This is a genomic window from Rhizobium sp. MHM7A, from assembly GCF_005862215.1.
GTDB lineage: Bacteria > Pseudomonadota > Alphaproteobacteria > Rhizobiales > Rhizobiaceae > Rhizobium > Rhizobium bangladeshense.
This window is the reverse complement of the sequence record NZ_VCHT01000003.1, coordinates 221533-243432: the sequence shown is the minus strand read 5'-3', so window position 1 is coordinate 243432 and position 21900 is coordinate 221533. Positions and strand designations below refer to the sequence as shown.

General features: G+C 63.3%; 21 protein-coding genes. 11 read left to right on the top strand and 10 right to left on the bottom strand.

The window, feature by feature from the left end; translation table 11 throughout:
* Positions 1–62 precede the first annotated feature (62 nt).
* Positions 63–1055 carry an MBL fold metallo-hydrolase gene (locus FFR93_RS14005; RefSeq protein WP_138393659.1) on the top strand — a complete coding sequence of 331 codons (993 nt, stop codon included), beginning with the start codon at positions 63–65 and terminating at the stop codon, positions 1053–1055.
* Between the two features lie 204 nt (positions 1056–1259).
* Here FFR93_RS14005 and cysN read toward each other — a convergent pair whose 3' ends face one another.
* The 3 genes from cysN to FFR93_RS13990 all read right to left on the bottom strand — a co-directional run bounded on the left by cysN (position 1260) and on the right by FFR93_RS13990 (position 4563).
* Positions 1260–2756 carry a sulfate adenylyltransferase subunit CysN gene (gene cysN / locus FFR93_RS14000; RefSeq protein ID WP_138393658.1) on the bottom strand — a complete coding sequence of 499 codons (1497 nt, stop codon included), beginning with the start codon at positions 2754–2756 and terminating at the stop codon, positions 1260–1262.
* 1 nt (position 2757) lies between these two features.
* The gene (gene cysD, locus FFR93_RS13995) at positions 2758–3711 is read right to left on the bottom strand and encodes a sulfate adenylyltransferase subunit CysD (protein ID WP_064692172.1); all 954 of its coding nucleotides are present in this window, start codon (positions 3709–3711) and stop codon (positions 2758–2760) included.
* A gap of 111 nt (positions 3712–3822) precedes the next feature.
* Positions 3823–4563, bottom strand: coding sequence for a phosphoadenylyl-sulfate reductase (locus FFR93_RS13990; RefSeq protein WP_138393657.1), 741 nt, complete (start codon positions 4561–4563; stop codon positions 3823–3825).
* Between the two features lie 421 nt (positions 4564–4984).
* Here FFR93_RS13990 and FFR93_RS13985 point away from each other — a divergent pair, with 421 nt between their 5' ends.
* The 3 genes from FFR93_RS13985 to FFR93_RS13975 all read left to right on the top strand — a co-directional run bounded on the left by FFR93_RS13985 (position 4985) and on the right by FFR93_RS13975 (position 6412).
* Positions 4985–5431 carry an Rrf2 family transcriptional regulator gene (locus FFR93_RS13985; RefSeq protein ID WP_064706512.1) on the top strand — a complete coding sequence of 149 codons (447 nt, stop codon included), beginning with the start codon at positions 4985–4987 and terminating at the stop codon, positions 5429–5431.
* A gap of 114 nt (positions 5432–5545) precedes the next feature.
* Positions 5546–5932, top strand: a complete 387-nt coding sequence (locus tag FFR93_RS13980) for a DUF6152 family protein (protein ID WP_138393656.1) — start codon at positions 5546–5548, stop codon at positions 5930–5932.
* A 9-nt stretch (positions 5933–5941) separates the two neighbouring features.
* Positions 5942–6412, top strand: coding sequence for a DUF6644 family protein (locus FFR93_RS13975; protein ID WP_064706514.1), 471 nt, complete (start codon positions 5942–5944; stop codon positions 6410–6412).
* Positions 6413–6424: 12 nt separating this feature from the next.
* Here FFR93_RS13975 and betA read toward each other — a convergent pair whose 3' ends face one another.
* From betA to betI, 3 genes are all read right to left on the bottom strand, one after another.
* Complete coding sequence (gene betA / locus FFR93_RS13970) at positions 6425–8077, bottom strand: choline dehydrogenase (RefSeq protein WP_138393922.1); 1653 nt, start codon at positions 8075–8077, stop codon at positions 6425–6427.
* A 213-nt stretch (positions 8078–8290) separates the two neighbouring features.
* Entirely contained in the window at positions 8291–9754 is a 1464-nt protein-coding gene (betB, locus tag FFR93_RS13960; protein ID WP_138393655.1) for a betaine-aldehyde dehydrogenase, read from the bottom strand.
* Position 9755: 1 nt separating this feature from the next.
* Positions 9756–10391 carry a transcriptional regulator BetI gene (gene betI, locus FFR93_RS13955; RefSeq protein WP_246661311.1) on the bottom strand — a complete coding sequence of 212 codons (636 nt, stop codon included), beginning with the start codon at positions 10389–10391 and terminating at the stop codon, positions 9756–9758.
* Positions 10392–10532: 141 nt separating this feature from the next.
* Here betI and FFR93_RS13950 point away from each other — a divergent pair, with 141 nt between their 5' ends.
* From FFR93_RS13950 to FFR93_RS13935, 4 genes are all read left to right on the top strand, one after another.
* The gene (locus FFR93_RS13950) at positions 10533–11081 is read left to right on the top strand and encodes an HdeD family acid-resistance protein (RefSeq protein ID WP_064706518.1); all 549 of its coding nucleotides are present in this window, start codon (positions 10533–10535) and stop codon (positions 11079–11081) included.
* Positions 11082–11261: 180 nt separating this feature from the next.
* Positions 11262–11504 (top strand): type II toxin-antitoxin system ParD family antitoxin, encoded by a 243-nt coding sequence (locus tag FFR93_RS13945; protein WP_064706519.1) that lies wholly within the window; start codon positions 11262–11264, stop codon positions 11502–11504.
* A gap of 159 nt (positions 11505–11663) precedes the next feature.
* Positions 11664–13481, top strand: coding sequence for an EAL domain-containing protein (locus tag FFR93_RS13940; RefSeq protein ID WP_064706520.1), 1818 nt, complete (start codon positions 11664–11666; stop codon positions 13479–13481).
* A 75-nt stretch (positions 13482–13556) separates the two neighbouring features.
* Complete coding sequence (locus tag FFR93_RS13935) at positions 13557–14555, top strand: NAD(P)H-quinone oxidoreductase (protein ID WP_138393654.1); 999 nt, start codon at positions 13557–13559, stop codon at positions 14553–14555.
* Between the two features lie 98 nt (positions 14556–14653).
* Here the strand turns inward: FFR93_RS13935 and FFR93_RS13930 are convergent, their stop codons facing one another.
* Entirely contained in the window at positions 14654–15865 is a 1212-nt protein-coding gene (locus FFR93_RS13930) for an MFS transporter (protein WP_138393653.1), read from the bottom strand.
* Positions 15866–16927: 1062 nt separating this feature from the next.
* On the opposite strand from FFR93_RS13930, the gene FFR93_RS13920 reads away from it, so the two are divergent.
* The gene (locus FFR93_RS13920; protein ID WP_138393652.1) at positions 16928–17935 is read left to right on the top strand and encodes an asparaginase; all 1008 of its coding nucleotides are present in this window, start codon (positions 16928–16930) and stop codon (positions 17933–17935) included.
* On the opposite strand, the gene FFR93_RS13915 is transcribed toward FFR93_RS13920, so the two are convergent.
* Positions 17936–18691, bottom strand: coding sequence for a DeoR/GlpR family DNA-binding transcription regulator (locus FFR93_RS13915; protein WP_138393651.1), 756 nt, complete (start codon positions 18689–18691; stop codon positions 17936–17938). It abuts the gene before it with no gap.
* A gap of 138 nt (positions 18692–18829) precedes the next feature.
* On the opposite strand from FFR93_RS13915, the gene FFR93_RS13910 reads away from it, so the two are divergent.
* On the top strand, positions 18830–19186 hold the full coding sequence (locus FFR93_RS13910; RefSeq protein ID WP_138393650.1) for a DUF4406 domain-containing protein: 357 nt from the start codon (positions 18830–18832) through the stop codon (positions 19184–19186).
* A gap of 286 nt (positions 19187–19472) precedes the next feature.
* Entirely contained in the window at positions 19473–20093 is a 621-nt protein-coding gene (locus tag FFR93_RS13905) for a glutathione S-transferase family protein (protein WP_138393649.1), read from the top strand.
* Positions 20094–20293: 200 nt separating this feature from the next.
* Here the strand turns inward: FFR93_RS13905 and FFR93_RS13900 are convergent, their stop codons facing one another.
* Together FFR93_RS13900 and FFR93_RS13895 are read right to left on the bottom strand one after the other, a co-directional pair.
* A complete protein-coding gene (locus tag FFR93_RS13900; RefSeq protein WP_138393648.1) occupies positions 20294–21097 on the bottom strand; it encodes an ABC-2 family transporter protein in 804 nt (267 codons plus the stop codon).
* Between the two features lie 2 nt (positions 21098–21099).
* Positions 21100–21900, bottom strand: coding sequence for an ABC-2 family transporter protein (locus tag FFR93_RS13895; protein ID WP_138393647.1), 801 nt, complete (start codon positions 21898–21900; stop codon positions 21100–21102).

Genomic DNA, 21900 nt, shown 5'->3' with positions numbered 1-21900 from the left:
ACGTCGTCCTGGGGGGACGCCGGCCGGCTCCCCATCTTTCCAACGATTCGGAGGAAGGCGTCATGCCTCAACTGTCACGTCGCGCCTTTGTCAGCGCTCTTCCACTAGGCCTCACCGGAGGGAGCCTTCTCGCGGCAAGCCTGCTCGGTGCCGCTCCCGCGCCGGCGCTTGCTGCCACGCAGGGTACCGCTAAGACGCCGGTCAGCGTTACGCCGCTAGCACAGATCCGTATCGGCCGCTTCACTGTGACGGCCCTGACCGACGGGTATGCCGATATGCCCTACAACTATTTTCCGGGACGCTCCGCGGCCGAGGTCGAGCAGGCGGCAACCGCGCAATTCACCGCCCGGCCGAGCGGCGTCAGGTTCCTCTTCAACCAGTATCTTATCGAGGATGGCGAGCGCCGCATTCTGATCGATGCCGGTCCGGCGGGCTCGATCGGGCAGACCGGCGCACTGCCCCAGGCGCTCGGCGCGCTTGGCCTGCAGCGCGACCAGATTGACGCGGTGATCGTGACGCATATGCATCAGGACCACATGGGCGGTCTGATTGTCGGGGGCAAGAACAACTACCCCGGGGCGGAACTCTACATCGACCGTCGCGACGTCGCCCATTGGACTGACCCGGCCAAGCGCAGTGGCGCGCCCGACTATCTGCAGACGAGCTTCCAGATGGCGGGGGAGGTCGTGCGCCTTTACCCGAAACTCCAGGCGATTGACGGCGAGCGTGAGATTATGCGGGGCGTCTCCATTGTCGACCTTACCGGCCATACACCCGGCCATATCGGCGTGCGGGTCGAAGATGACGGGCATAGCCTCATCATGGTTTCGGATATGATCTTTCCGGTCGTGCATCCTGGGGCGACCAATGTGTTCTTCCTGTTCGAGCAGGACCCCGCAGCTGCCAAAGCGATGCGCGACCGCTTTTTTCCCCGCGCCGCTTCGGAAGGCGCGCTTATCGCCGCCACGCACATGCCCTTCCCGGGCCTCGGCCGTGTTGTCGCCGACCGCGGGCAGATGCGCTGGCAGGTGGCGGACTGGGCGTCACAGAACTGAGCTCCACTGCCGCCGATCCCGCTCCCCGGCGCGAGGCTGGAACGGCCATGGGCACCAGATCTGTCGGTACCGCCCCGACGGCATTCGTCGTCACGCTCAAGCAATGTGGCAGGGCTGCGCAGTCAACGCGGATAGGCGCGCGGCCATCCAACCAGCGAATTCAGTTCGGTGAGGGGCCAGTCCAGCTGGCCCCTTCCTTGCCAATCAAATATCGCTGGCGGCGCTCGACCAGAGGTCGGCGGCTTCGGCTGCCGTCATCCTCCGGACCTCGGCCTCATGGCGGCGGCTGGCGAAGAGTTCGCTGGCCATGATCTCTTCGGCAAGGTCGGCCGGAAGCGAGAGGATGACGCGGGCTTCGCCATTGTGCAGGCCGCCGAGTTCGGCGCGCTTGCCCGTCACCATGCCGCCGGCGACCGTGTTGTTGGTCTCCGGATCGATCAGGATGAAGGAGCCGGACTGCCGGTTCTGCTCGTACGGATCAAAGATCGCTGCCTCGTCGAAGGCAAGGCGCACCTTGCCGATCGCATTCATGTAGAGCCGCTGGGCGGGGTTCCACGTGCCGGTCTTCAATTCGAGCTGGCTCAACGGCTGCACCTGCACGCGCTGGCGGCGGCTGCCGCTCTTCAGCCAGTAGCGCTTGCCGGGCTCGATGCCCTCGGGTTGGAGGGCAACGATCTGCGCGTCGAAGGAAAGGCCGACCTGGGGCTGCGCGTCGATCGAGACGATCATATCGCCGCGCGCCACGTCGACCTGGCGGTCGAGCACGAGCGTGATCGCGTCGCCGGCGACGGCGGCGTTGCGCACGAGATCGAAGGTGACGATCTTGGAGACGTTGGCGACCATGCCCGACGGCAGGATCATGACGCTATCACCTGGTTTGACCGAGCCGCCGGCAACCGTGCCCTGATAGCCGCGGAAGCTCTCGCCCGGCCGCGACACGCGCTGCACCGACAGGCGGAAGCCGACCGTCTGCGACGAGCGCACGGTCGCAAGCTCCAGCGTTTCCACCAGCGTCGGGCCAGTGTACCAGGGCATGGCGCCCTGGCCGGAATAGACGACGTTTTCGCCCTTCAGCGCCGACATCGGAATGGCGGTGATCTGCTTGACGCCGAGCGACAGCGCGAATTCGCGGAATTCGTGGCTGATCTTGTCGAAGCCGGCGCGGTCGTAGCCCGTCAGGTCGATCTTGTTGACGGCGAGCACGAACTGCTTGATCCCGAGCAGCGAGGCGATCGTCGCGTGGCGGCGCGTCTGCTCGAGGATGCCGAGACGGGCGTCGACGAGCAGGATGGCGAGATCCGCGGTCGAGGCGCCGGTCGCCATGTTGCGGGTATATTGCTCGTGGCCGGGCGTGTCGGCGACGATGAAGGAGCGCTTGTCGGTCGAGAAATAGCGATAGGCGACATCGATGGTGATGCCCTGTTCGCGTTCGGCCTGCAGGCCGTCGAGCAAGAGCGCGAAGTCGGGCAGGCCGAGGTCGTTCTGCTTGCCGGTGGAATCGCGCTGCAGCGTCGCGGCCTGGTCTTCCTTGACGGCCTTGGTGTCCCAGAGCAGGCGGCCGATCAGCGTCGACTTGCCGTCGTCGACGCTGCCGCAGGTGATGAGGCGCAGCGGGCGCGAGTCGCGCTGAGCCTTCTGCGGCTCGGCGGCGGGCAGGCTGGCGACGGTTGCGGCCGAGACGGCTGTGTTGGCTGCGGTCATCTCAGAAATATCCTTCACGCTTTTTCTTTTCCATGGAGCCGGACTGGTCGCGGTCGATGGCGCGGCCCTGGCGTTCGGACACCGTTGCAATTTCGAGTTCGGCGATCACCTCTTCGAGCGTGCTCGCCTCGGAGCGGATGGCTCCGGTCAGCGGAAAATCGCCAAGCGTGCGGAAGCGGATCATGCCTTCCTGGCGCACTTCGCCGGGCAGCAGTTCGAGACGCGGATCCTCGGCGAGGATGATCATGCCGTCGCGCTCCACGAACTTGCGCTTGCGGGCGTAGTAGAGCGGCACGAGCGGAATGTCCTCGGCCTGGATGTAGCGCCAGATATCGACCTCGGTCCAGTTCGACAGCGGGAAGGCGCGCACGCTCTCGCCCTTGCGGATCATGCCGTTGTAGATGTTCCAGAGTTCCGGCCGCTGGTTGCGCGGATCCCAGCGATGGTCGGGGGTGCGGAAGGAATAGATGCGCTCCTTGGCGCGGCTTGCCTCCTCGTCGCGCCGGGCGCCGCCGAAAGCAGCGTCGAACTGGCCGGCATCGAGCGCCTGGCGCAGGCTTTCGGTCTTCATGATGTCGGTGAAGGCCGCCGAGCCATGGGTGAAGGGCGTGATGTTCTCAGCCGCGCCGCGCGGATTGATATGCTCGATCAGATCGAGATCGTACTTCTTCGCGGTCTCGTCGCGGAAAGCGATCATCTCGCGGAATTTCCAGCCGGTGTTCACGTGCAGGAGCGGGAAGGGCACGCGGCCCGGGTAGAAGGCTTTGCGAGCCAGGTGCAGCAGCACCGAGGAATCCTTGCCGATCGAATAGAGCATGACGGGACGCTCGAATTCGGCCGCCACTTCGCGGAAGATATGGATGGATTCGTTTTCCAGCGCCTTCAGATGCGGGTCGAGCGGTGCCTTGGCGCTCTGGGGATTGCTGAGTTCCGTATCCGGACGGCTATCGGGCATGTCTTACTCCAGACTGTCGATCCTTGCGGCTGCCCGCAAGCTTTTGTCGATTGTGGCTCTTCGGGGCCTGCGGCGATCGCCGCGCCCTGATCCGGAAAGCCGTGAAGATGGTTATTGTGCGGCGATCGCCGCCGCCTCTTCGGCGACGTGCAGGCCGCATTCGCGCTTCTCGTCCTGCTCCCACCACCAGCGGCCGGCGCGCTCGGGCTCGCCGGGCTTGATCGCCCTTGTGCAGGGCTCGCAGCCGATCGAGGGATAGCCGCGGGCATGCAGCGGGTTGACCGGCACGCCTTTTTCGGAAACGAAAGCTTTGATCGCTTCGATGTCCCAATCGGCGAGCGGATTGACCTTCAGGAGGTGCCGTTCGGCATCATATTCGGCAAAGGGCGTTTCGGCTCGGTTGGTCGATTGCCCCCGGCGCAGCCCGGTGATCCAGACCGTCGCCCCTTCGAGCGCACGCGCAAGCGGCTTCAGCTTGCGCACGCCGCAACAGGCATGCCGGGCTTCGACGCTTTCGTAGAAACCGTTGAGACCGTATTGCGCGGCATAAGCGTCGATATCGGCCTTCTCAGGCGAAAAGCGCTGGATATGGATGTCGTACTGGGCTTCCGTCTCGTCGATCAGCGCCAGCGTCTCGGCAAACAGGCGGCCGGTTTCCAGCGTCGCGATGTCGATCGGCAGGCGGTGCGTGCCGATTTCAGCGGTGATCACCTGATCCTCGATGCCGAGCGAGGTGGTGAACACCACGCGGCCGCCCAGGCCTGCCACCAGCGACAGACGCCCGGCCAGGTCGAGGCCTGCCAGCTTGTCGTTCAGCGCCTCGGCTTCTGCATTCGGATTGATAGCAGTCATGGAAATCCTGTCCTTAGTTGCCGGGAGTATCGCAGTTCAAGCCTGGATCGGACAGAAAAAGGGATTTCGAAAGCTGCGGCCGGAAGAGCAAATATCTCTCCGAAGCTGCCGCAATGCAGAAAAGCAGCCGCCCGCGAGCGAAATCCGCGTCGGCAGCTTCAATGTCTATCGAATTAGTAGACTTACACGCAGCCTGTCAATCCGAAATCTGAAGTGATGCTGAAAAAGATGCAGAGCGCCCGGTTTAGGCGTAGATTGCAGGACATTGGCCGAGGGCGAAGAACAAGGCCAAAAATGCTTGTCCCTCAAGGCTTTCTGCCGGCGCGTTCAAATTCCGTTCATGCTGGTTGTGCCATAGAGGCGAATGAACTCGTGAAGCGGCGCGAAAATGCGCGCCGCCTGTGTGTGTCGACGGTCTGAGATGATTACGCAAAAGGCGAAATACGCGCTGCGGGCGCTGACGGTTCTGGCGGATGCCGATGCCGACGAACCGGTGATGATTTCCGATATTGCAGCGCAGCAGAAGATCCCGAAGAAGTTCCTCGAACAGATCCTGCTCGATCTCAAACACCACGGCATCGTCGTCAGCCGCCGGGGCAAGCAGGGCGGCTATCTCCTGCTCAAGCCCGCCCACACCATCACCTTCGGCGAAATCCTGCGCATCATCGATGGCCCGATCGCACCGCTGCCGTGCCTGTCGATCACCGCCTACCGCAAATGCGACGATTGCGACGGCGAACAGAACTGCGAAATCCGCCATGTTTTCGCCAAGGTGGCAGACGCCACCCGCAAGGTGCTGTTCTCGACGACCATCGCCGACGCCGTCGCCCCGACGCACGGCGCCGAAGTCACCCGCCTGCTCGCCTGAGCCCGGGGCTTGAGGAAAGCCGGCGGGACGTCTCTTCTTCAAGATTTGGTGAAATGCCTTTTCTCGCCGCTGCGATGCTCCACCTGCCTGTCCATCCGGTAGGGAGAAGATCCGATGTTTGCACTTTCGACAAAGCATGTGCTGGCTGCCGTCGGTCTGTCGGTTGCCCTTGCGACGAGCGCTGCCGCCCATCATGGCTGGTCGTGGGCCGAGGCGGACCAGATCGAGCTTCGCGGCACCATCGAGAAAATATCGATGGGCGGGCCGCATCCGACGCTCGATGTCGCCACCGCCGATGACGGCGTCTGGCGCGTCGAACTCGGCAATCCGCGCCAGACCGAACGCTCCGGTTTCGTCGAGGGCGTTGCCAAGCCCGGCGACCAGGTGATCGCGCTCGGCAATCGTTCGCAGGATCCGAAGGAGAAGCGGATGAAGGCGGTGCGCATCACCATCGGCGAGAAGCGCTACGATATCTATCCCGACCGCATCCGGACGAACTGACCCGTCGTCATGGATGTTCTCGAATGGCTGTCGGCCACGGCGCCCGCCATGGCGCTGCGGCGCTCCGCGACGCTCTATATGGTCGTCAATGCCGCTCACATTCTGTCGATCGGCCTCCTGGTCGGCGCCATTCTGCCGCTCGATCTCAGGCTTGCCGGCTTCTTCCGCAAAGTGCCTGTCGAGGTCGTCGCGCCATTTCTTTCCCGTTCGGCCGGCGTCGGCCTCGTCCTGGCGATCGCGACCGGCTTCTGCCTCTTCAGCGTGCGGGCGGTCGAATATGCCGAAAATCCTGCCTTCCTCGCCAAGCTCGGGCTGATCGGGCTCGGCCTTCTCAACCTGCTTGCGGTTCATGTCGGGCGAGGGTGGAAAACGCTCACCGCCACCGGACGCGTCCGGCCCGGCCTGCGCTTCTCCGCAGCCCTGTCGGCCGTATTCTGGATCGCTGCCGTATTGGCCGGGCGATGGATCGGATTTCTTTGACGCCGAGACTGTTCACCGGTCGCTGATCGCAGCCCGTGGGTTGACCCACGGCTCCTGATTCGAACGGGCCAGCGGCTGTTTGCCCAGGATATGGTCGGCCGCTTTCTCGCCGGTCATGATCGAGGGGCCGTTGAGGTTGCCGTAGGTCACGTGCGGGAAGATCGAGCTGTCGGCGACGCGCAGGCCGTCGACGCCGATCACCCGCGTCTGCGGATCGACCACAGCCATCGGATCGTCCTTTGCGCCCATCTTGCAGGTGCCGCAGGGGTGATAGGCGCTTTCCAGATGTTCGCGCAGGAAGGCGTCGATCTCATCGTCGCTCTGCACCCCTTCACCCGGCTGGATCTCGGGGCCGCGATAGGTGTCGAAGGCCTTCTGCCCGAAGATCTCGCGGGTCAGGCGCACGCAGTGGCGGAATTTCTCCCAGTCTTCCGGATGGCTCATATAGTTGAAGCGCAGCACCGGATCGGCCTTGAGGTCGGGCGAGCGCAGCGTCACGCTGCCGCGCGATTTCGACAGGTTGTAGCCGACATGCACCTGGAAGCCGTGGCTCTTGGCCGCCGCCTTGCCGTCATAGCTGATCGCCACAGGCAGGAAGTGATACTGAATGTCGGGCTGCTTCAGCCCCGGTGCCGAGCGCAGGAAGGCGCAGGCCTCGAACTGGTTGGAGGCGCCGAGCCCGCCCCTCGAAAGCAGCCATTGGGCGCCCGCCACGCCCTGCCAGAACCATGGCAGCCAGGAGTAGAGCGACACCGGCTTGGTGCTCACCTGCTGGAAATAGAATTCCATGTGGTCCTGCAGGTTGGCGCCGACGCCCGGCCGGTCGGCCTTCACCTCGATGCCCATCTCCTGAAGATGGGCGCCCGGGCCGATGCCGGACAGCATCAAAAGCTTCGGCGAATTGAAGGCGGAGGCCGAGACGATCACCTCGCGCGTCGCCTTGATTACCTCCACCTTACCCTTGCACTCGATCTCGACGCCGGTCGCCCGCCCGTCCTCGATGACGATCCGGCGCGCCAGGCCGTAGACGATCCCGACATTGTCGCGCTTCAGCGCCGGCTTCAGATAGGCGTTGGCGGCAGACCAGCGGCGGCCGGCAAAGATGGTCTGCTCCATCAGCCCGAAGCCTTCCTGCTTGCTGCCGTTATAATCCTCGGTCGTCTCGAAGCCCGCTTGTTTGCCGGCCTCGATGAAAGCCCCGAACAGCGGATTGGTGAAGCCGCCGCGCTGGACATGCAGCGGCCCGTCCGTGCCGCGCCAGCCCTCCTCGCCGCCATGCGAATGTTCCATGCGCTTGAAATAGGGGAGGACGTCGGCATAGGCCCAGCCGCTGGCGCCGAGCTCTTCCCAGCGGTTGAAGTCCTCGGCATGGCCGCGCACATAGACCATGCCGTTGATCGAGGAGGAGCCGCCGATCACCTTGCCGCGCGGCGCGGTGATGCGCCGGTTGTTGAGGTTTGGCTCGGGCTCTGAGAGATAGCCCCAATTATAGCGCTTCATGCTCATCGGCCAGGCAAGCGCTGCCGGCATCTGGATGAAGGGCCCGAAATCGCTGCCGCCCGCCTCGATGACGACGACGCTGTTCCTGCCGTCCTCGGAGAGGCGATAGGCCAGCGCCGAGCCGGCCGAGCCGGAGCCGATGATGACGAAATCTGCTTGTTGCATCTTGTTGTTTTCCTTGAGCTGCCGTGATCCGGCTGCTTCTTGTGTTCTCAGAACCGGCGCCTCATCCGCCTGCCGGCACCTTCTCCCCGTAAAGGGGGCGAAGCGGATATGCCGCACCGGCTTCCCCTACCTTCGAGGTTGCTTTGGGCACGTGCCCTCTCCCCGCGCGCGGGGAGAGGGTTAGGGTGAGGGCAAGGGATGGCACAGGTGTTTTCAATAAGGCGCCGCCACCGGCCCCATGCCGACGTAAACCGTCTTCAGCTCGGAATAATGCTCCAGCGCTGCCAGCGAATTCTCCCGGCCGAAGCCGGATTGCTTCGAGCCGCCGAAGGGGATTTCCACCGGGCAGAGATTATAGGTGTTGATCCAGAGCGTGCCGGCTTCCAGCCGGTCGACGACACGGTGGGCGCGGGTGAGGTCGGCGGTGAAGACGCCGCCGGAAAGGCCGAATTCGCTGGCATTGGCGCGCGCGATCACCTCGTCCTCATCGTCGAAATCGAGCACCGACATGACTGGACCGAAGATCTCCTCGCGGGCGATCGTCATGTCGTCGGTGACGTCGGCAAAGACGGTCGGCTGTACGTAGTAACCTTCTCCCGAGACGTTGTTCGGAATGCCGCCGCCTGCAATGAGCGTCGCGCCCTCGGCCTTGCCCTTCTCGATATAGGCGATCACCTTCTCGCGCTGCGCCCAGGAGACCATCGGGCCGATCTGCGTCGCCTCGTCCATAGGGTCGCCGATCAGCATCGCCTCGGTGCGAGCCTTCAGCCGCTTCAGGAATTCCGCCTTGATAGCCTTCTGCACGAAGACGCGCGTGCCGTTCGAGCAGACCTGGCCGGTCGAATAGAAATTGCCGAGCATCGCCCCGCCGACCGCCGAATCGAGATCGGCATCGTCGAAGACGATGAGCGGCGACTTGCCGCCGAGCTCCATCGTCACGTGCTTGAGGCTGCCGGCGGCGGCCGCCGCGACCCTGCGCCCGGTCGGCACCGAGCCGGTCAGCGATACCTTGGCGACATCGGGATGGTTGACGAGCAGGGGCCCGGTATCGCGGTCGCCCTGGATCACGTTGTAGAGCCCCTTCGGCAGTCCCGCCTCGTGCAGGATCTCGGCGATCTTCAAGGCGCCGAGCGGCGTGTTTTCGGAGGGTTTGAACACCATGGCATTGCCTGCGATCAGCGCCGGCGCACCCTTCCAGCAGGCGATCTGCTGCGGATAGTTCCAGGCGCCGATGCCCACACAGACGCCGAGCGGCACGCGCTTGGTATAGGCAAAATCCTGGCCGAGCGGGATGTGGGCGCCGTTGAGGCCGGCCGGCGCGACGCCGCCGAAGAATTCGAAGGCATCGGCGCCCGAGGTCGGGTCGGCGACAACAGTCTCCTGGATCGGCTTGCCGGTGTCGAGCGTTTCCAGCTCGGAAAGCTCCCGGTTGCGCTCGCGCATGATCTCGGCGGCCCGCTTGAGGATGCGGCCGCGCGCCATCGGGCTCATCGCCGCCCATTCCGGCTGGGCGCGCTTGGCCGCAGCAACCGCCTTCTCGACGATCGCAGGCGTTGCCGCATGCAGCCGGGCGATCACCTCGCCGGTGGCGGGGTAGAGGCTCTCGATGACGGCGCCGTCGCTATCCTCGACATATTCGCCGTCGATGAAGTGCGAGGCTTTCGGTTGGGCTTTCATGTCATTTGTCCTTGGGGTGTTCGATGTGGTCGTTTCTTCCCCCCTGGGCAAAAGGGGAGGCGGCGGCTAGCAGCGCATTCACATAATCTTCCGTCAGCGCGATCGAGGCTTCGATGCCGATCGGCGCCGATTTCAGACTCTGCCTGATATAGAGCCCGTCGATCATCGCCGCAGCGCCCTCGGCGATGCGTTCTGCGGCGTCGGCTGGCAGCAGCGCCTTGAGATCGGCAAGCAGGTTCGAACGAAGCCGCCTGGCATAGATCACCAGAAAGCGCCGCGTCTCTTCGGAACGCTGCGCTTCGGCATAAAAGGCAAGCCAAGCGGCAATCGTTTCCGGCGCGAACTGGTCGGCGTTGAAGCTGACGCGGATCACCGCCGAAAGCCGCTCGCGCGGCGTCCTGGCGTCTTTCAGCGCCGCCACTGCATCGTGACGCAGTTGCCTGAGGAGCGAGCGGATCGTCTCGATCAGCAATTGCTCCTTGCTGCCGAAATAGTGATGCGCAAGGGCAGGCGAGACGCCGGCCTGGCGGGCGATATCGGACATCGTAACGGCAAGCGAGCCGTGATCGCCGATCACCCGCAGCGCCGCGTCGACAAGCGCCTTGCGGCGCACCGGCTCCATTCCGACCTTCGGCAAAACCGCCACTCCCTGAAGATGGCGCTATATTATTCTTGATTGACTGATCAATCAATAAAAATCTTTCTTGATCTCGTGTGTGGCAGCATCTTTCCCCCGGCCATTGCTGCAACATATCTCAACGCAAGGGGAGGTGCGTTCATGGCGGATATCTTCGACGAAACGCCGACAGCGCAGCTGCAGTCGAAATGGATCTGGTTCGTCGGCCTCGGCGTGCTGCTCTTCATCTGCGGTCTGATCGCACTCGGCAACCTGATGCTCGCCACCGTCGTTTCCGTCTATTACGTCGGCATGTTGATGCTGTTCGGCGGCGTGATCTATCTCGTCCACTCCTTCCAGGTGCGCGGCTGGGATCACGTGCTCTTCTGGGCGCTGAGCGGCCTGCTCTATGTGCTTGCCGGCATCTCAGCCTTCGTTAATCCGATCCTGACATCGGCGGCGCTGACGCTGTTTCTGTCGCTCGCCCTCGTCATCGCTGGCGTCTTCCGCACCTGGGTCGGAAGGAAGATGAAGCCGGCCAAAGGCTGGGGCTGGATCGTCGCAAGCGGCGTCATCACCGCGCTCGCCGGTTTCGTCATAGCGCTCGGCTGGCCGGTCAACAGCCTCTGGGTCCTCGGCCTGTTCCTCGCCGTTGATCTCATCCTTCAGGGCTGGACGATGATCGCCTTCGGCCTTGGCATCCGCAGCTGAAACGGTGGAAAGCCGTTTCTTTTTTGACAAGAACACAGCGGGGGATTAGACTTTAGGGATTATGCGGACAGTTCCGGTGCGAATGCACCAAAGCACCGGCGCAACCGCCTGGAATGCCGAAAAGGTCATGCGTCCCCCAAAGGCAGGGTAACTGCCTGAAGAAAAAAAGGGAGGAAGTTCATGCCGATGGTCACCGTTTCCATCTCTCCGCAGCAGGCAGCGGGCATCCGTGCCGCCGTCGACACGGGCGCATACGCCTCGAGCAGCGAGGTCGTTCGCGAGGCGCTTCGTCTCTGGGATACCGCCCGCAAGCTCGGCGAAATCAAGGCGGACCTCCTTGATGACGAGAGTGTCGCCTCCGGCGGCAAATGTGTCGCCGACATGTTCGCAGATCATGAGGAGCAGCGCCGTCGCTCCGCCTGAACAAGCGCCTGCTTGTATTGGTGAATTCGAATGAACGCTTAACGCGTGGAGAGGATTCGCGTCTTTCACAAAACTTTCATATTGGCGAAAGGGTTCGTTGATCCTTCTGCGGCAAGTTCCTGACCAAGAAGAACAAGTCGCAGTGGAGATCGTCCCACAATGAAGACTGGAATATCTTTGGCTGCCGCCGTCGAGCCCGGCGTGCTCCGCCGCTATGCCAGCGATCAGATCGTAACTCTTGCCAAGCTCGTGGTCGAGAACGCTTTCCAGCCGATCGTCGAAGCCGGCACCGGCACGGTGTTCGGTTACGAGTCCCTCATGCGTGGCCAGGATCGCATCGGTTACGACACGCCGGCCGATATTCTCGACGAGGCGCATCGGGCCGGCCAACTGCTGCAGCTCGAACAGATGGTCGCCAGCCGCGGGCTCGCCAAGTTCGCGACGCTGTCGAATTTCTCCACCTCGACGCTGTTTCTCAATCTTGATGTCAGGCTGATCCCAGATGGCGAGCGCCTGGTCGAGAGCCTGCTGCAACATTTGCGGACAGCGAGTATTCCGCCATCCTCCATCTGTTTCGAATTCTCCGAACGTTTCGACAATACCAGCGTGCCGGAATTTGCCGCCCTGGTTTCGAAATTGCGCAAGGCCGGCTTCAAGCTGGCGATCGACGATTTCGGCGTCGGTCATGGCGAGATGAAACTGCTTTGCGACTATGCCGTGGACTATCTGAAGATCGACCGCCATTTCGTCGCAGCGATCGATCGCAGCGCCCGCAAGCGCCACCTCCTGAAAAGCATCGTCAACATCGCCCATGTGCTCGGCACGCGCGTCATTGCCGAAGGCATCGAGACCGAGGCGGAATTCATCGCCTGCCGCGAATATGGCGTCGATCTCGTCCAGGGCTGGTTCATCTCCCGCCCGACGACGCATATATCAGAGTTGGCGCCGTCTTTCCCGCATCTGCAGGAGCTCGGCAAGAGCAAGCGGGGCAGCCAGTCGCTGGACGAGATCCTCATCCGCAGGCAGATCGAGCTCCTGCCGACGGTCTACGAAAACGACAGCATCGACAGCGTCTTCGAGCTTTTCCGCCGTAATCCGCGCCAGGCGTTCTTTCCCGTCCTCAACGCCAATAGCGAGCCGCGCGGCATTATCCATGAGCATCACCTCAAGGAATATATCTATCAGCCCTTTGGCCGCGACCTCCTGAAGAACAAGATGTACGAGCGTTCCATCTCGCATTTCGTCGAGATGGCGCCGATCGTCGGCCTCGACAGCGACGCCGAGCATCTGATGGCGATCTTCGCCAATATGGAGGGCAACAACTGCCTGATCCTGACCGACAACATGCGTTATGCCGGCGTCGTTTCCGCAGCTTCGCTCATCAAGGTCATCAATGAGAAACAGCTGAAGACCGCCCAGGACCAGAATCCGCTGACGGGCCTGCCGGGCAACCACGCCATCCGCGATTTCATGCGCCAGTCCGGCCGCGACGGCGATGCGGTTCGCCATTTCTGCTATTGCGATTTCGATAATTTCAAGCCTTTCAACGATGCCTATGGCTTCCATCTCGGCGACCACGCGATCTCACTCTTTGCCGCGCTGATGCGCCGCTATTTCTTTGCCGAGCGCCATTTCCTCGGCCATGTCGGCGGCGACGATTTCTTTATCGGCGTCGTCGGCTGGACGAAGGAGGAATTGACCGAGATCCTCGACCGGCTGATCAGCGACTTTCACGATGACGTGCTCGATCTCTATTCCGACGAGCACCGCGCCGCCGGCCGCATCCTCGGCCACGACCGCACCGGCGCTGAAGCCCTGTTCCCGCTGATGCGCTGCTCGATCGGCGTTCTCGAACTGCCGGAAGGTCTCGTCATCGACGACATCAACCGCGTCAGCGCCGAAATCGCCGTCATCAAGTCGTCCGCCAAGGAGAGCGAGGAAGGCCTCGCCTTCCATTTGCTGGGCGAGGCGAATTGACGCCCTTGCCGCTTCCAGCCTTCCCAAGCCCGCCGGGCTGATCTATTCCGATCCTTCGGGATCAGGAGGGTCACGATGTCACTGCCTCAGGAAATGCGTTTCGTCGATCTCAAGGCCTTCGGCGGGCCTGATGTGATGGCGATCGGCAAGCGTCCGCTGCCGGTGGCCGGCGAGGGCGAGGTCCTCGTCCGTGCCGAGGCGATCGGCGTCAATCGTCCCGATATCGCCCAGCGTCAGGGCAGCTATCCCCCGCCCAAGGATGCGAGCCCGATCCTCGGCCTTGAGCTGGCAGGTGAAATCGTCGCCGTCGGGCCCGGCGTCAGCGGCTATGCCGTCGGCGACAAGGTCTGCGGGCTGACCAACGGCGGCGCCTATGCCGAATATTGCCTCCTGCCGGTCGGTCAGATCCTGCCCTTTCCCAAGGGATACGACGCGTTGAAGGCCGCGGCCCTTCCCGAGACCTTCTTCACCGTCTGGGCCAATCTCTTCCAGATGGCCGGACTGACCGAAGGCGAGAGCGTGCTGATCCATGGCGGCACGAGCGGTATCGGCACCACCGCGATCCAGCTTGCCCGCGCCTTCGGCGCCGAGGTCTACGCCACGGCCGGCTCGAAGGAAAAATGCGATGCTTGCGAAAGGCTCGGCGCCAAACGCGCCATCAACTACAGGAACGAGGATTTCGCCGCGGTGATCAAGGCCGAGACTGGTCACGGCGTCGATATCATCCTCGACATGATCGGTGCCGCCTATTTCGAGCGCAACATCGCCTCGCTTGCCAAGGACGGCTGCCTGTCGATCATCGCCTTCCTGGGCGGGGCCGTTGCCGAAAAGGTCAACCTCTCGCCGATCATGGTCAAGCGGCTGACGGTCACCGGCTCGACCATGCGCCCGCGCACGGCCGAGGAAAAACGCGCCATCCGCGACGATCTGCTCTCCGAGGTCTGGCCGCTGCTGGAGGCTGGCACCGTCGCCCCGGTCATTCACCGGGTCTTTGCCTTCGAGGATGTTGTCGAGGCGCACCGGCTGCTGGAAGACGGCAGTCATATCGGTAAGGTCATGCTGCGCATCGGCTGAGCGTCAGCGCGATGCCGATGGCGAGAATGCCGGGCAGCGCGATCAGCAGATAAGCCAGTGCGCCGCCGAGATAGTGCGCTCGACACGCCGACCGCGCATCAGGCCGGCTGCCGCGCCTGGCGCCGTTCGCTTTCAAGATAGAGCAGGGCTGCAATCGCCGCCACCCCCGCGCCGGCGCCGACGAAGGCGGTGCCGGAATAATCGGTGAGCGATGTGCCGAGGGCGAACAGCCCGGCGGCGATGCCGGTGCCGATGAAGGTGTTGAGCGACATGAGCGAGGTTCCGAGCCCCGGTCGGTCGGCGATCAGGTCCTGGAGATAGGTGATCGGCACGCTGAGGATTGCCGCCGCGCCGCAGGCATTAAGGAGGAGCAGCGCATATATGTGCCAGGGCGTGGAAGCAAATCCGAGCAGCAGCAAATAGGCGCAATAGACCAGCGCCCCGAAGGCGAGCACATGCGCGGTGCGGAAGCGCCGTTGCGCCATGCCCCACATCATCATGAACGGCATTTCGAGAAGCGCTGTCAGCCCGGCGATGAAGCCGACGTCGACCACGCTTCCGCCGGCCGCATGAGTGATGATCAGCGGCAGCAGCATGGCGTTCAGCCGCTGCAGTCCGAACAGCATCGCCATGACGACGACGCGGATCAGCACGTTCGGCATGAAGACCCGTTTCAGCGAAGCGACGAAGCTGACCGGATCGGGGGCCGGGCCGGCGGTGCCGTTGCCGGGGGCGAAGAAGAAATACAGGCAGAAGCAGATGCAGCTGGCAATCGCCGCGATCCCATAGGCCGGGGTCATCGATGCTGAATTGGCGAGATAAAGGCCGATCAGCCCCGGCGCCAGCGCCCAGGAGCCGGAAAACAGCGCCCGCACCGTGGCCGTCACCGCCGCGCCCTGACCGCGCTCCATCTGGTTGGTCCTGGCGCGCAGGCTGGCGAAAAGCAGCGAATAGGTGGAATTGCTCATCGGCACCAGCAACAGCGTCGAAAAGATGAAGATTGCCGGACTATGAATGAGCGCGATCGACCCGAAGCCGAGCATGCCGGCGACCGAAAGCGAGAGCACCAGCGGCCGCCGCTCCTTCAGCCTGTCCGACCAGATGCCGAGCGTCAGACTGGTCACGACGTTGACGATCGCCGAGAAGAACACCAGCGCCGAATAGGCGCCATTGCTCAAGCCCAGTTCGTTGATGCCGATGATCGACTGGTAGGGCGCGGTCGAAGCATAGGTGAAGGCGAGCGCGACGAGCGTCACGGCGGGAATGCGGATCCTGTTGTCGCGCAGGATGAGGGAAAAACTGGATGACATGGGAGCGGTTCCTGATGCACCACTCTTAGCTGCATCGGACACATCAGAGAAACGATAGTTTTCGATCGCTTCGGTCAGTTTATGTAATGAGTATTAGATGACGTGACGGCCGTCCGACGGAGCTGCAGGTCGAGCTCCGGCTGGATTCCAGACTCAAGGCTTGGAATGACGGAGGCTAGGGACCCGACCGGCAGGAGGCGCGACTGTCCGGTTGGAGAATTGGCGCAGCCACTTGCTACTCCGCCGCACCTCACGTATTTGCCGCAGGAGCCCACCCCACCCTCCGTCCTGCTCGGGTTTGACCCGAGCATCGACACCCGCCCCGATCAGTGGCTCAAGGCCTGGGATGACGGAATCATGGAGTCGCTCCGGTGTAAATGCGCGCCGTGCTCTGGCCGGTTGACTCTACCGATCTTCTGATCTTAGTGCTCGCCGGGGTTGATACATTGGATGGGGACGATGAAATTTCGCATTGTTGGCGCTGTCGCGCTTTCTTTCGCCGTTGCAAGTTGCACGCACACCACCCCTGACGGTCGGCCGCTCGTTCAGCACTTCTTTCGGAATGTTGTGATGAACGGATGTGGTTTCCAGATGACATGGGAATCGGCGAGAGAAGCTACAGACACTTTTAAGCCATCCATCCCCACTGAGAGAGGACGCCTGACCGACAGAGGCCTCATGAGGGCTGCGATCGCAGTTTGTGGCAAAGTGGAATCCGCAGGCAAGAGCAAAACCATCGAGGTCCAGGTTCCCGACAGTGGCGGTGTCCTCCGGAAAATAGTAGTTGAAAGGGAATAAGCGCGGACGCCCCCACTCTCCTCCGACTTGCGCGGCCACCAGCATTCATGTTTGATTTCCATCGGCTGCGACCATGGATCCCAGGCTCGATGCCTGGGACGGCGGAATGTCAGTAAAGCCTCCGCCAAACATCCCACCGACGTGTCGGCGGCGCCGTTAGCAGGAACCCGCGCAACCACAACACAGTCAGCCCTAAACCCAGTTGGCTTTCGCGCCCCGACGCGGTATGCCTGCCGCATCCCGCCCGCATCCGGATGAGAACTCATGACCAATCCCGTCACCGTCGAAGTCACCCGAGGCCTGCTCGTCGAGAGCCGTCATCGCGGCGCGGTGGCGGTCGTCGATGGCGACGGCAAGCTGGTCTTTTCACTGGGCGACATCGAGGCGGCCGTCTTTCCGCGTTCGGCCTGCAAGGCGATGCAGGCGCTGCCGCTCGTCGAAAGCGGTGCGGCCGACGCCTATGGCTTCGGCGACAAGGAGCTGGCGCTCGCCTGCGCCTCGCATAACGGCGAGGAAGAACATGTGGTGCTTGCCGCCTCCATGCTGTCGCGCGCCGGCCGGAGCGCCGAAGCACTCGAATGCGGCGCCCACTGGTCGATGAACCAGAAGGTGCTGATCCAGCAGGCCCGCACGCTCGAGGCGCCGACGGCGCTGCACAACAATTGCTCGGGAAAACATGCCGGCTTCATCTGCGCCTGCTGCCACCGGGATATCGATCCGAAGGGCTATGTCGGTTACGAGCACCCGCTGCAGGTCGAGATCCGTGCGGCGATGGAAAGCCTGACCGGCGCGGTGCTCGGTGCCGAGAGCTGCGGCACCGACGGCTGCTCCATCCCGACCTATGCCGTGCCACTGCGCAGCCTGGCGCACGGCTTTGCCAGGATGGCGACCGGCATCGGCCTGGAGCCCTTGCGCGCCAAGGCATCCCGCCGCCTGATCGAAGCCTGCATGGCAGAGCCCTTCTATGTCGCCGGCACCGGCCGCGCCTGCACGAAACTGATGCAGATCGCCCCCGGCCGCATCTTCGTCAAGACAGGCGCCGAAGGCGTCTTCTGCGCCGCGATCCCGGAAAAGGGCATCGCCATTGCGCTTAAATGCGAGGATGGCGCCACCCGCGCCGCCGAGGCCATGGTGGCGGCGACGCTCGCCCGCTTCTTCGAGACGGAAGAGACGGTGCATGCTGCGCTGACCGCCTTTGCCGCAACCGCGATGCGCAACTGGAACGGCATCCATGTCGGCGATATCAGAGCGGCCTCCGTCTTCTCGGCATGATCATGCCGCGGCGATCGTATCGTTGAGATCGCGATAAGGCTTGAGCCGCTCGGACATCATCTCGGCCGGCACGATCAGACCCGCGACCTCGGCAATACCGAGGACGGGGCAGGGCGAGACGAGGTCGAACTTCTCCTCTGTCAGCAGCACATGCGTTTCGGCCGAGCAACGCGCGATATGGCGCTTGATCGCCGCTTCCTCGAAATCGCCGGTGGAAAGCCCGTGCACGGGATGCGCGGCGGTGACGCCAAGAAAGAAGAGATCCGGGCGCAGCTGCGAGATCGCCGCCATCGCTGCCGCGCCCGTCGCCACCATGGAATGTTTATAGAGCCGGCCGCCGGTAAGGATCACCTCGGCCGTCGGATGGTGTTCCAGCTCGGCAGCGATCGTCGGGCTGTGGGTCGCTACCGTGAGCGGCATGTCGCGCGGCAGTTGCCTGGCGATTTCCGCCGTCGTCGTGCCGCCGTCGAGGAAGATCATTTGCCCCGGCTTGACCATCGCCGCTGCCTTGGCTCCCAGTCGCGCCTTTATCTCGGAGGAGACGCTGGCCCGCGCGGTGAAATCGGGCAGATCGGGTGAAAGCGGCATCGCGCCGCCATGCACGCGTTTGAGCAGTCCCTCCGCCGCCATTTCCCTGAGGTCGCGTCGGATCGTGTCTTCAGAAAGCGAAAAATCCTCGGCAACGCGCTTGGCGATCACCTGGCCGTCGCGGCGCAATATGTCGAGGATCAGGGCCTTGCGTTGCGTCGTCAGCATCGTCCCTCCGCACGAAAATGAATGAGATGGCATGATCTTGCACGAAATGACTCGACATTCAAGGAAGATCGTGCATTTTCGTGAGATCCCGCGCATGAGGCGGGGATCTCGCGCAGATGCGAAGTGATGGAGTGGATCATGCTGATATTGATTGCCGGGCCTTATCGGTCCGGAACGGGCGACGACCCGGAAAAGATGGCCGCCAACCTGAAGCGGCTGGAGGAGCCCTCTTACGCCTTGTTCAAGGCCGGCCATGTGCCGATGATCGGCGAATGGGTGGCGCTGCCGATCTGGCATGCCGCCGGCGGCAGAGCGGTCGGCGATGCGCTTTACGAGCAAATCTTCCATCCGGTCGCCGGCCGGCTGCTGCAGCTCTGCGAGGGCGTACTGCGCCTGCCCGGCGATTCCAAGGGCGCCGACAACGACGTGCGCATCGCCAGGGAACGCCGCATTCCGGTCTGGCACCGGCTGGAGGATGTGCCGGGCTGCGGGTGAGCGGCGCAATGTGAAGGAAAGTTGGGCGCAAGATCTGCCCCTCACCCTAACCCTCTCCCCCCTGACGGGGCGAGGGACGTGGCTTGCGAGAGGTGAGTGGGAATGGAGGGCGTGCGGCATATCCCCTTCTCCCTGTCACGATGGGAAGAAGGCGCCGGCAGGCGGATGAGGGGCGCTACGGACACGCCGCTTCAAATGGCCTTCGAAGGGATCGCAAAACCGAATCTCCCAATTCCGGCGCGCCTACGCCTGCGCTATAACCATAGCCGAAAGGGAGTCGAGAACCATGCTGACACTGTATTACGCGCCGGCAACCTGCGCGCTCGCAAGCCTGATTGCCCTGGAAGAATCCGGCCTTGCCTTCGAAACGAAAAAGCTCAGCTTCAGCGATGGCGAGCAGCGTTCGCCGGATTATCTGAAGATCAATCCGAAGGGCCGTGTGCCGGCGCTCGTCACCGATCGCGGCGTGCTGACGGAGACGCCGGCGATCCTCGGCTTCATCGCTGAAATCGCCCCGGCCGCCAAGCTCGCGCCATTCGGCGATGCTTTCGAAATGGCGCGGCTGCAATCCTTCAACAGCTATCTCTGCTCGACCGTGCATGTGAACCATGCCCATCGCCGACGCGGCTCGCGCTGGGCCGACGAGCCGGCGGCACTCGAGGCGATGAAGGCCAAGGTACCGCAAAACATGGCCGATTGTTTCTCGCTGATCGAAGAGACGATCTTCGAGGGCCCGTGGGTGATGGGTGAGACCTATTCGCTCGCCGACCCCTATCTCTTCGTCATGACCGACTGGCTGCCGTCCGACGGCGTCGATCCCGCCCGCTTCGCAAAAGTCAGCGACCACCACGCCCGCATGATGCTGCGCCCAGCAGTCCAGCGGGCGCTGGCCTACGACCGGGGCTGATATGCAGGGATGTTAAGCTCGTCGGTCACGCTGGATCGGCTATTGCGTCTCCGCTCGGCCAAATACATCAGAAGACTGGGCGGCTTGGATCCTTGGCCCGCGCTTCGGCCGCATGGGTAAGTCTGTTGTCCCAGACGGGGCCGCCGACCAGATCGTCGCCCTCAGCAGCTACGCCCGAAGCGGCGCCATCTCCAGCCCCATCAACCGCCGGCGCCCTGGTATTTGCGGGTGGCGTAGCGCCAGTGGGCCATGGCGAGCAGCACCCAAACCGGGCCGGCGGCGAGCGCCACCGGTCCGGCCCAATCGCCGAGGATCGGGATCGGTTTGCCAAGCAGGGCGCCGACCGGGACCGAGCTGGTCAGCGCCAGTGGGACGGCGGTGATGAGGACGATCTGGATGCTGCCCGGGAAAATGTTGAGAGGGTAACGCGTCAGTTCCCAGAAGCCGAAGAAGATCGAGAACAGGTGGTTCGACCGCACCCACATCAGCGCCGTCGCGCCGATCATGGTGATCATCGCACCGGTGAGCAGAGTCGCGCTGGCAATCGCGGCAAGCAGGAACGCCACGGACGAGGCAGACCAGGCGAAGTCGGCGGAGAGGACCGCCCAGCAGAGCAGCGGCACCGCCAGGATGATATGGCCGGCATAACCGATATTGAGGCCGGAAAAGACGAGATAGGCCCAGGGGCTGAACGGCTTGACCAGGAGAGTGTCGTAGGTGCCGAGCCGAACCAGTTCCTCGAGATCGCGCAGTTGCACGAAGCTCATCGCCGCACCCAGCGAATAGGCGAGCAGTTGGAAGCTGAAGAGCAGCGCCAGCTCCGGCCAGGTCCAGCCGCCAAGCGTCTCGAAGCGGGCAAGCAGGATGCCTATCGTGGCGAAGACGCTGCCATAGGAAAGGATCTGCGCAAGCCGGTCGAGCCAGAAGGCGCCTCGATATTCCATTTGTGAGCGGACATGCATGCGCACCAAGTGGGGAATGACGCGGAGGTGATGAAGGAACATGGTCATCCCCCCTGCACGGTGATGCGGCGCGACGCCATGCGCCAGAGCCAGAGCACGCCCGAAAGGAACAGTCCGGCCCAGCCGAGGCCAAGGCCGAGATGCAGCCAGGTGTCGGCGACAGAAAGCCTGCCGAGATAGACGGCGTTGGGATAATACACGACCCAGGCGAAGGGCAGGTGACGGGCGATCGTCGCCAGCGGCTCGGGAAAGAACCAGAAGGGCACCAGCACACCGGAGAACAGATGCAGCAGGGCGCCGAGGATCCAGTCCAGCGAGAAGCTCGTCATCAGCCAGAAGGCGATCAGGCCGAAAAGCGCCGACATCAGGAAAATCAGCACGAAGGACAGCGCCCAGAAGGCGACAAACATCAGGCCGTGAAACAGGCTTGCCGGCGCCAGCATGCCATAGAACAAGGCCGTGAAGGCGACGGTCGGGATGACCTGCGTCGTCAGACGGTAGGAAAAGCTGCCGCATTCATTGGCGAAGAGATAGAGCGGATAGGAGAGCGGCTTCAGCAGCCAGACGGCGATATCGCCTGTCTTGAGTGAGCGGCCGATCTCGCCGATGATCCTTTCGGGGCGGGTGGCGCCCATGACAGCGCCGCCGAGCAGGGCGTAGGTCACCATCTGCTGCAGCGAGACGCCGTCGACGACCGTCGCGCCGGCGCCGGCATAGACGGCGAGCCAGATTGCGACGCGGGCGACGACCTGGACGAGCTTGCCGAAAATATTGGCCCAGACCTCGTTGCGGTAGGCGAGCTGCGCGTGGAAGGCGCTGCGCGTGAAGGCAAGATACGCATTCAT

Coding starts and splice junctions, on each gene's coding strand:
- FFR93_RS13920 (WP_138393652.1), top strand. CDS start 16,928: ATGACCAATCCCGTCACCGTCGAAGTCACCCGAGGCCTGCTCGTCGAG.
- FFR93_RS13985 (WP_064706512.1), top strand. CDS start 4,985: ATGATTACGCAAAAGGCGAAATACGCGCTGCGGGCGCTGACGGTTCTG.
- FFR93_RS13990 (WP_138393657.1), bottom strand. CDS start 4,563: ATGACTGCTATCAATCCGAATGCAGAAGCCGAGGCGCTGAACGACAAG.
- FFR93_RS14005 (WP_138393659.1), top strand. CDS start 63: ATGCCTCAACTGTCACGTCGCGCCTTTGTCAGCGCTCTTCCACTAGGC.
- FFR93_RS13980 (WP_138393656.1), top strand. CDS start 5,546: ATGTTTGCACTTTCGACAAAGCATGTGCTGGCTGCCGTCGGTCTGTCG.
- cysD (WP_064692172.1), bottom strand. CDS start 3,711: ATGCCCGATAGCCGTCCGGATACGGAACTCAGCAATCCCCAGAGCGCC.
- FFR93_RS13900 (WP_138393648.1), bottom strand. CDS start 21,097: ATGTTCCTTCATCACCTCCGCGTCATTCCCCACTTGGTGCGCATGCAT.
- FFR93_RS13950 (WP_064706518.1), top strand. CDS start 10,533: ATGGCGGATATCTTCGACGAAACGCCGACAGCGCAGCTGCAGTCGAAA.
- FFR93_RS13915 (WP_138393651.1), bottom strand. CDS start 18,691: ATGCTGACGACGCAACGCAAGGCCCTGATCCTCGACATATTGCGCCGC.
- betA (WP_138393922.1), bottom strand. CDS start 8,077: ATGCAACAAGCAGATTTCGTCATCATCGGCTCCGGCTCGGCCGGCTCG.
- FFR93_RS13975 (WP_064706514.1), top strand. CDS start 5,942: ATGGATGTTCTCGAATGGCTGTCGGCCACGGCGCCCGCCATGGCGCTG.
- FFR93_RS13910 (WP_138393650.1), top strand. CDS start 18,830: ATGCTGATATTGATTGCCGGGCCTTATCGGTCCGGAACGGGCGACGAC.
- FFR93_RS13905 (WP_138393649.1), top strand. CDS start 19,473: ATGCTGACACTGTATTACGCGCCGGCAACCTGCGCGCTCGCAAGCCTG.
- FFR93_RS13895 (WP_138393647.1), bottom strand. CDS start 21,900: ATGAATGCGTATCTTGCCTTCACGCGCAGCGCCTTCCACGCGCAGCTC.
- FFR93_RS13930 (WP_138393653.1), bottom strand. CDS start 15,865: ATGTCATCCAGTTTTTCCCTCATCCTGCGCGACAACAGGATCCGCATT.
- FFR93_RS13945 (WP_064706519.1), top strand. CDS start 11,262: ATGCCGATGGTCACCGTTTCCATCTCTCCGCAGCAGGCAGCGGGCATC.
- betB (WP_138393655.1), bottom strand. CDS start 9,754: ATGAAAGCCCAACCGAAAGCCTCGCACTTCATCGACGGCGAATATGTC.
- FFR93_RS13935 (WP_138393654.1), top strand. CDS start 13,557: ATGTCACTGCCTCAGGAAATGCGTTTCGTCGATCTCAAGGCCTTCGGC.
- cysN (WP_138393658.1), bottom strand. CDS start 2,756: ATGACCGCAGCCAACACAGCCGTCTCGGCCGCAACCGTCGCCAGCCTG.
- FFR93_RS13940 (WP_064706520.1), top strand. CDS start 11,664: ATGAAGACTGGAATATCTTTGGCTGCCGCCGTCGAGCCCGGCGTGCTC.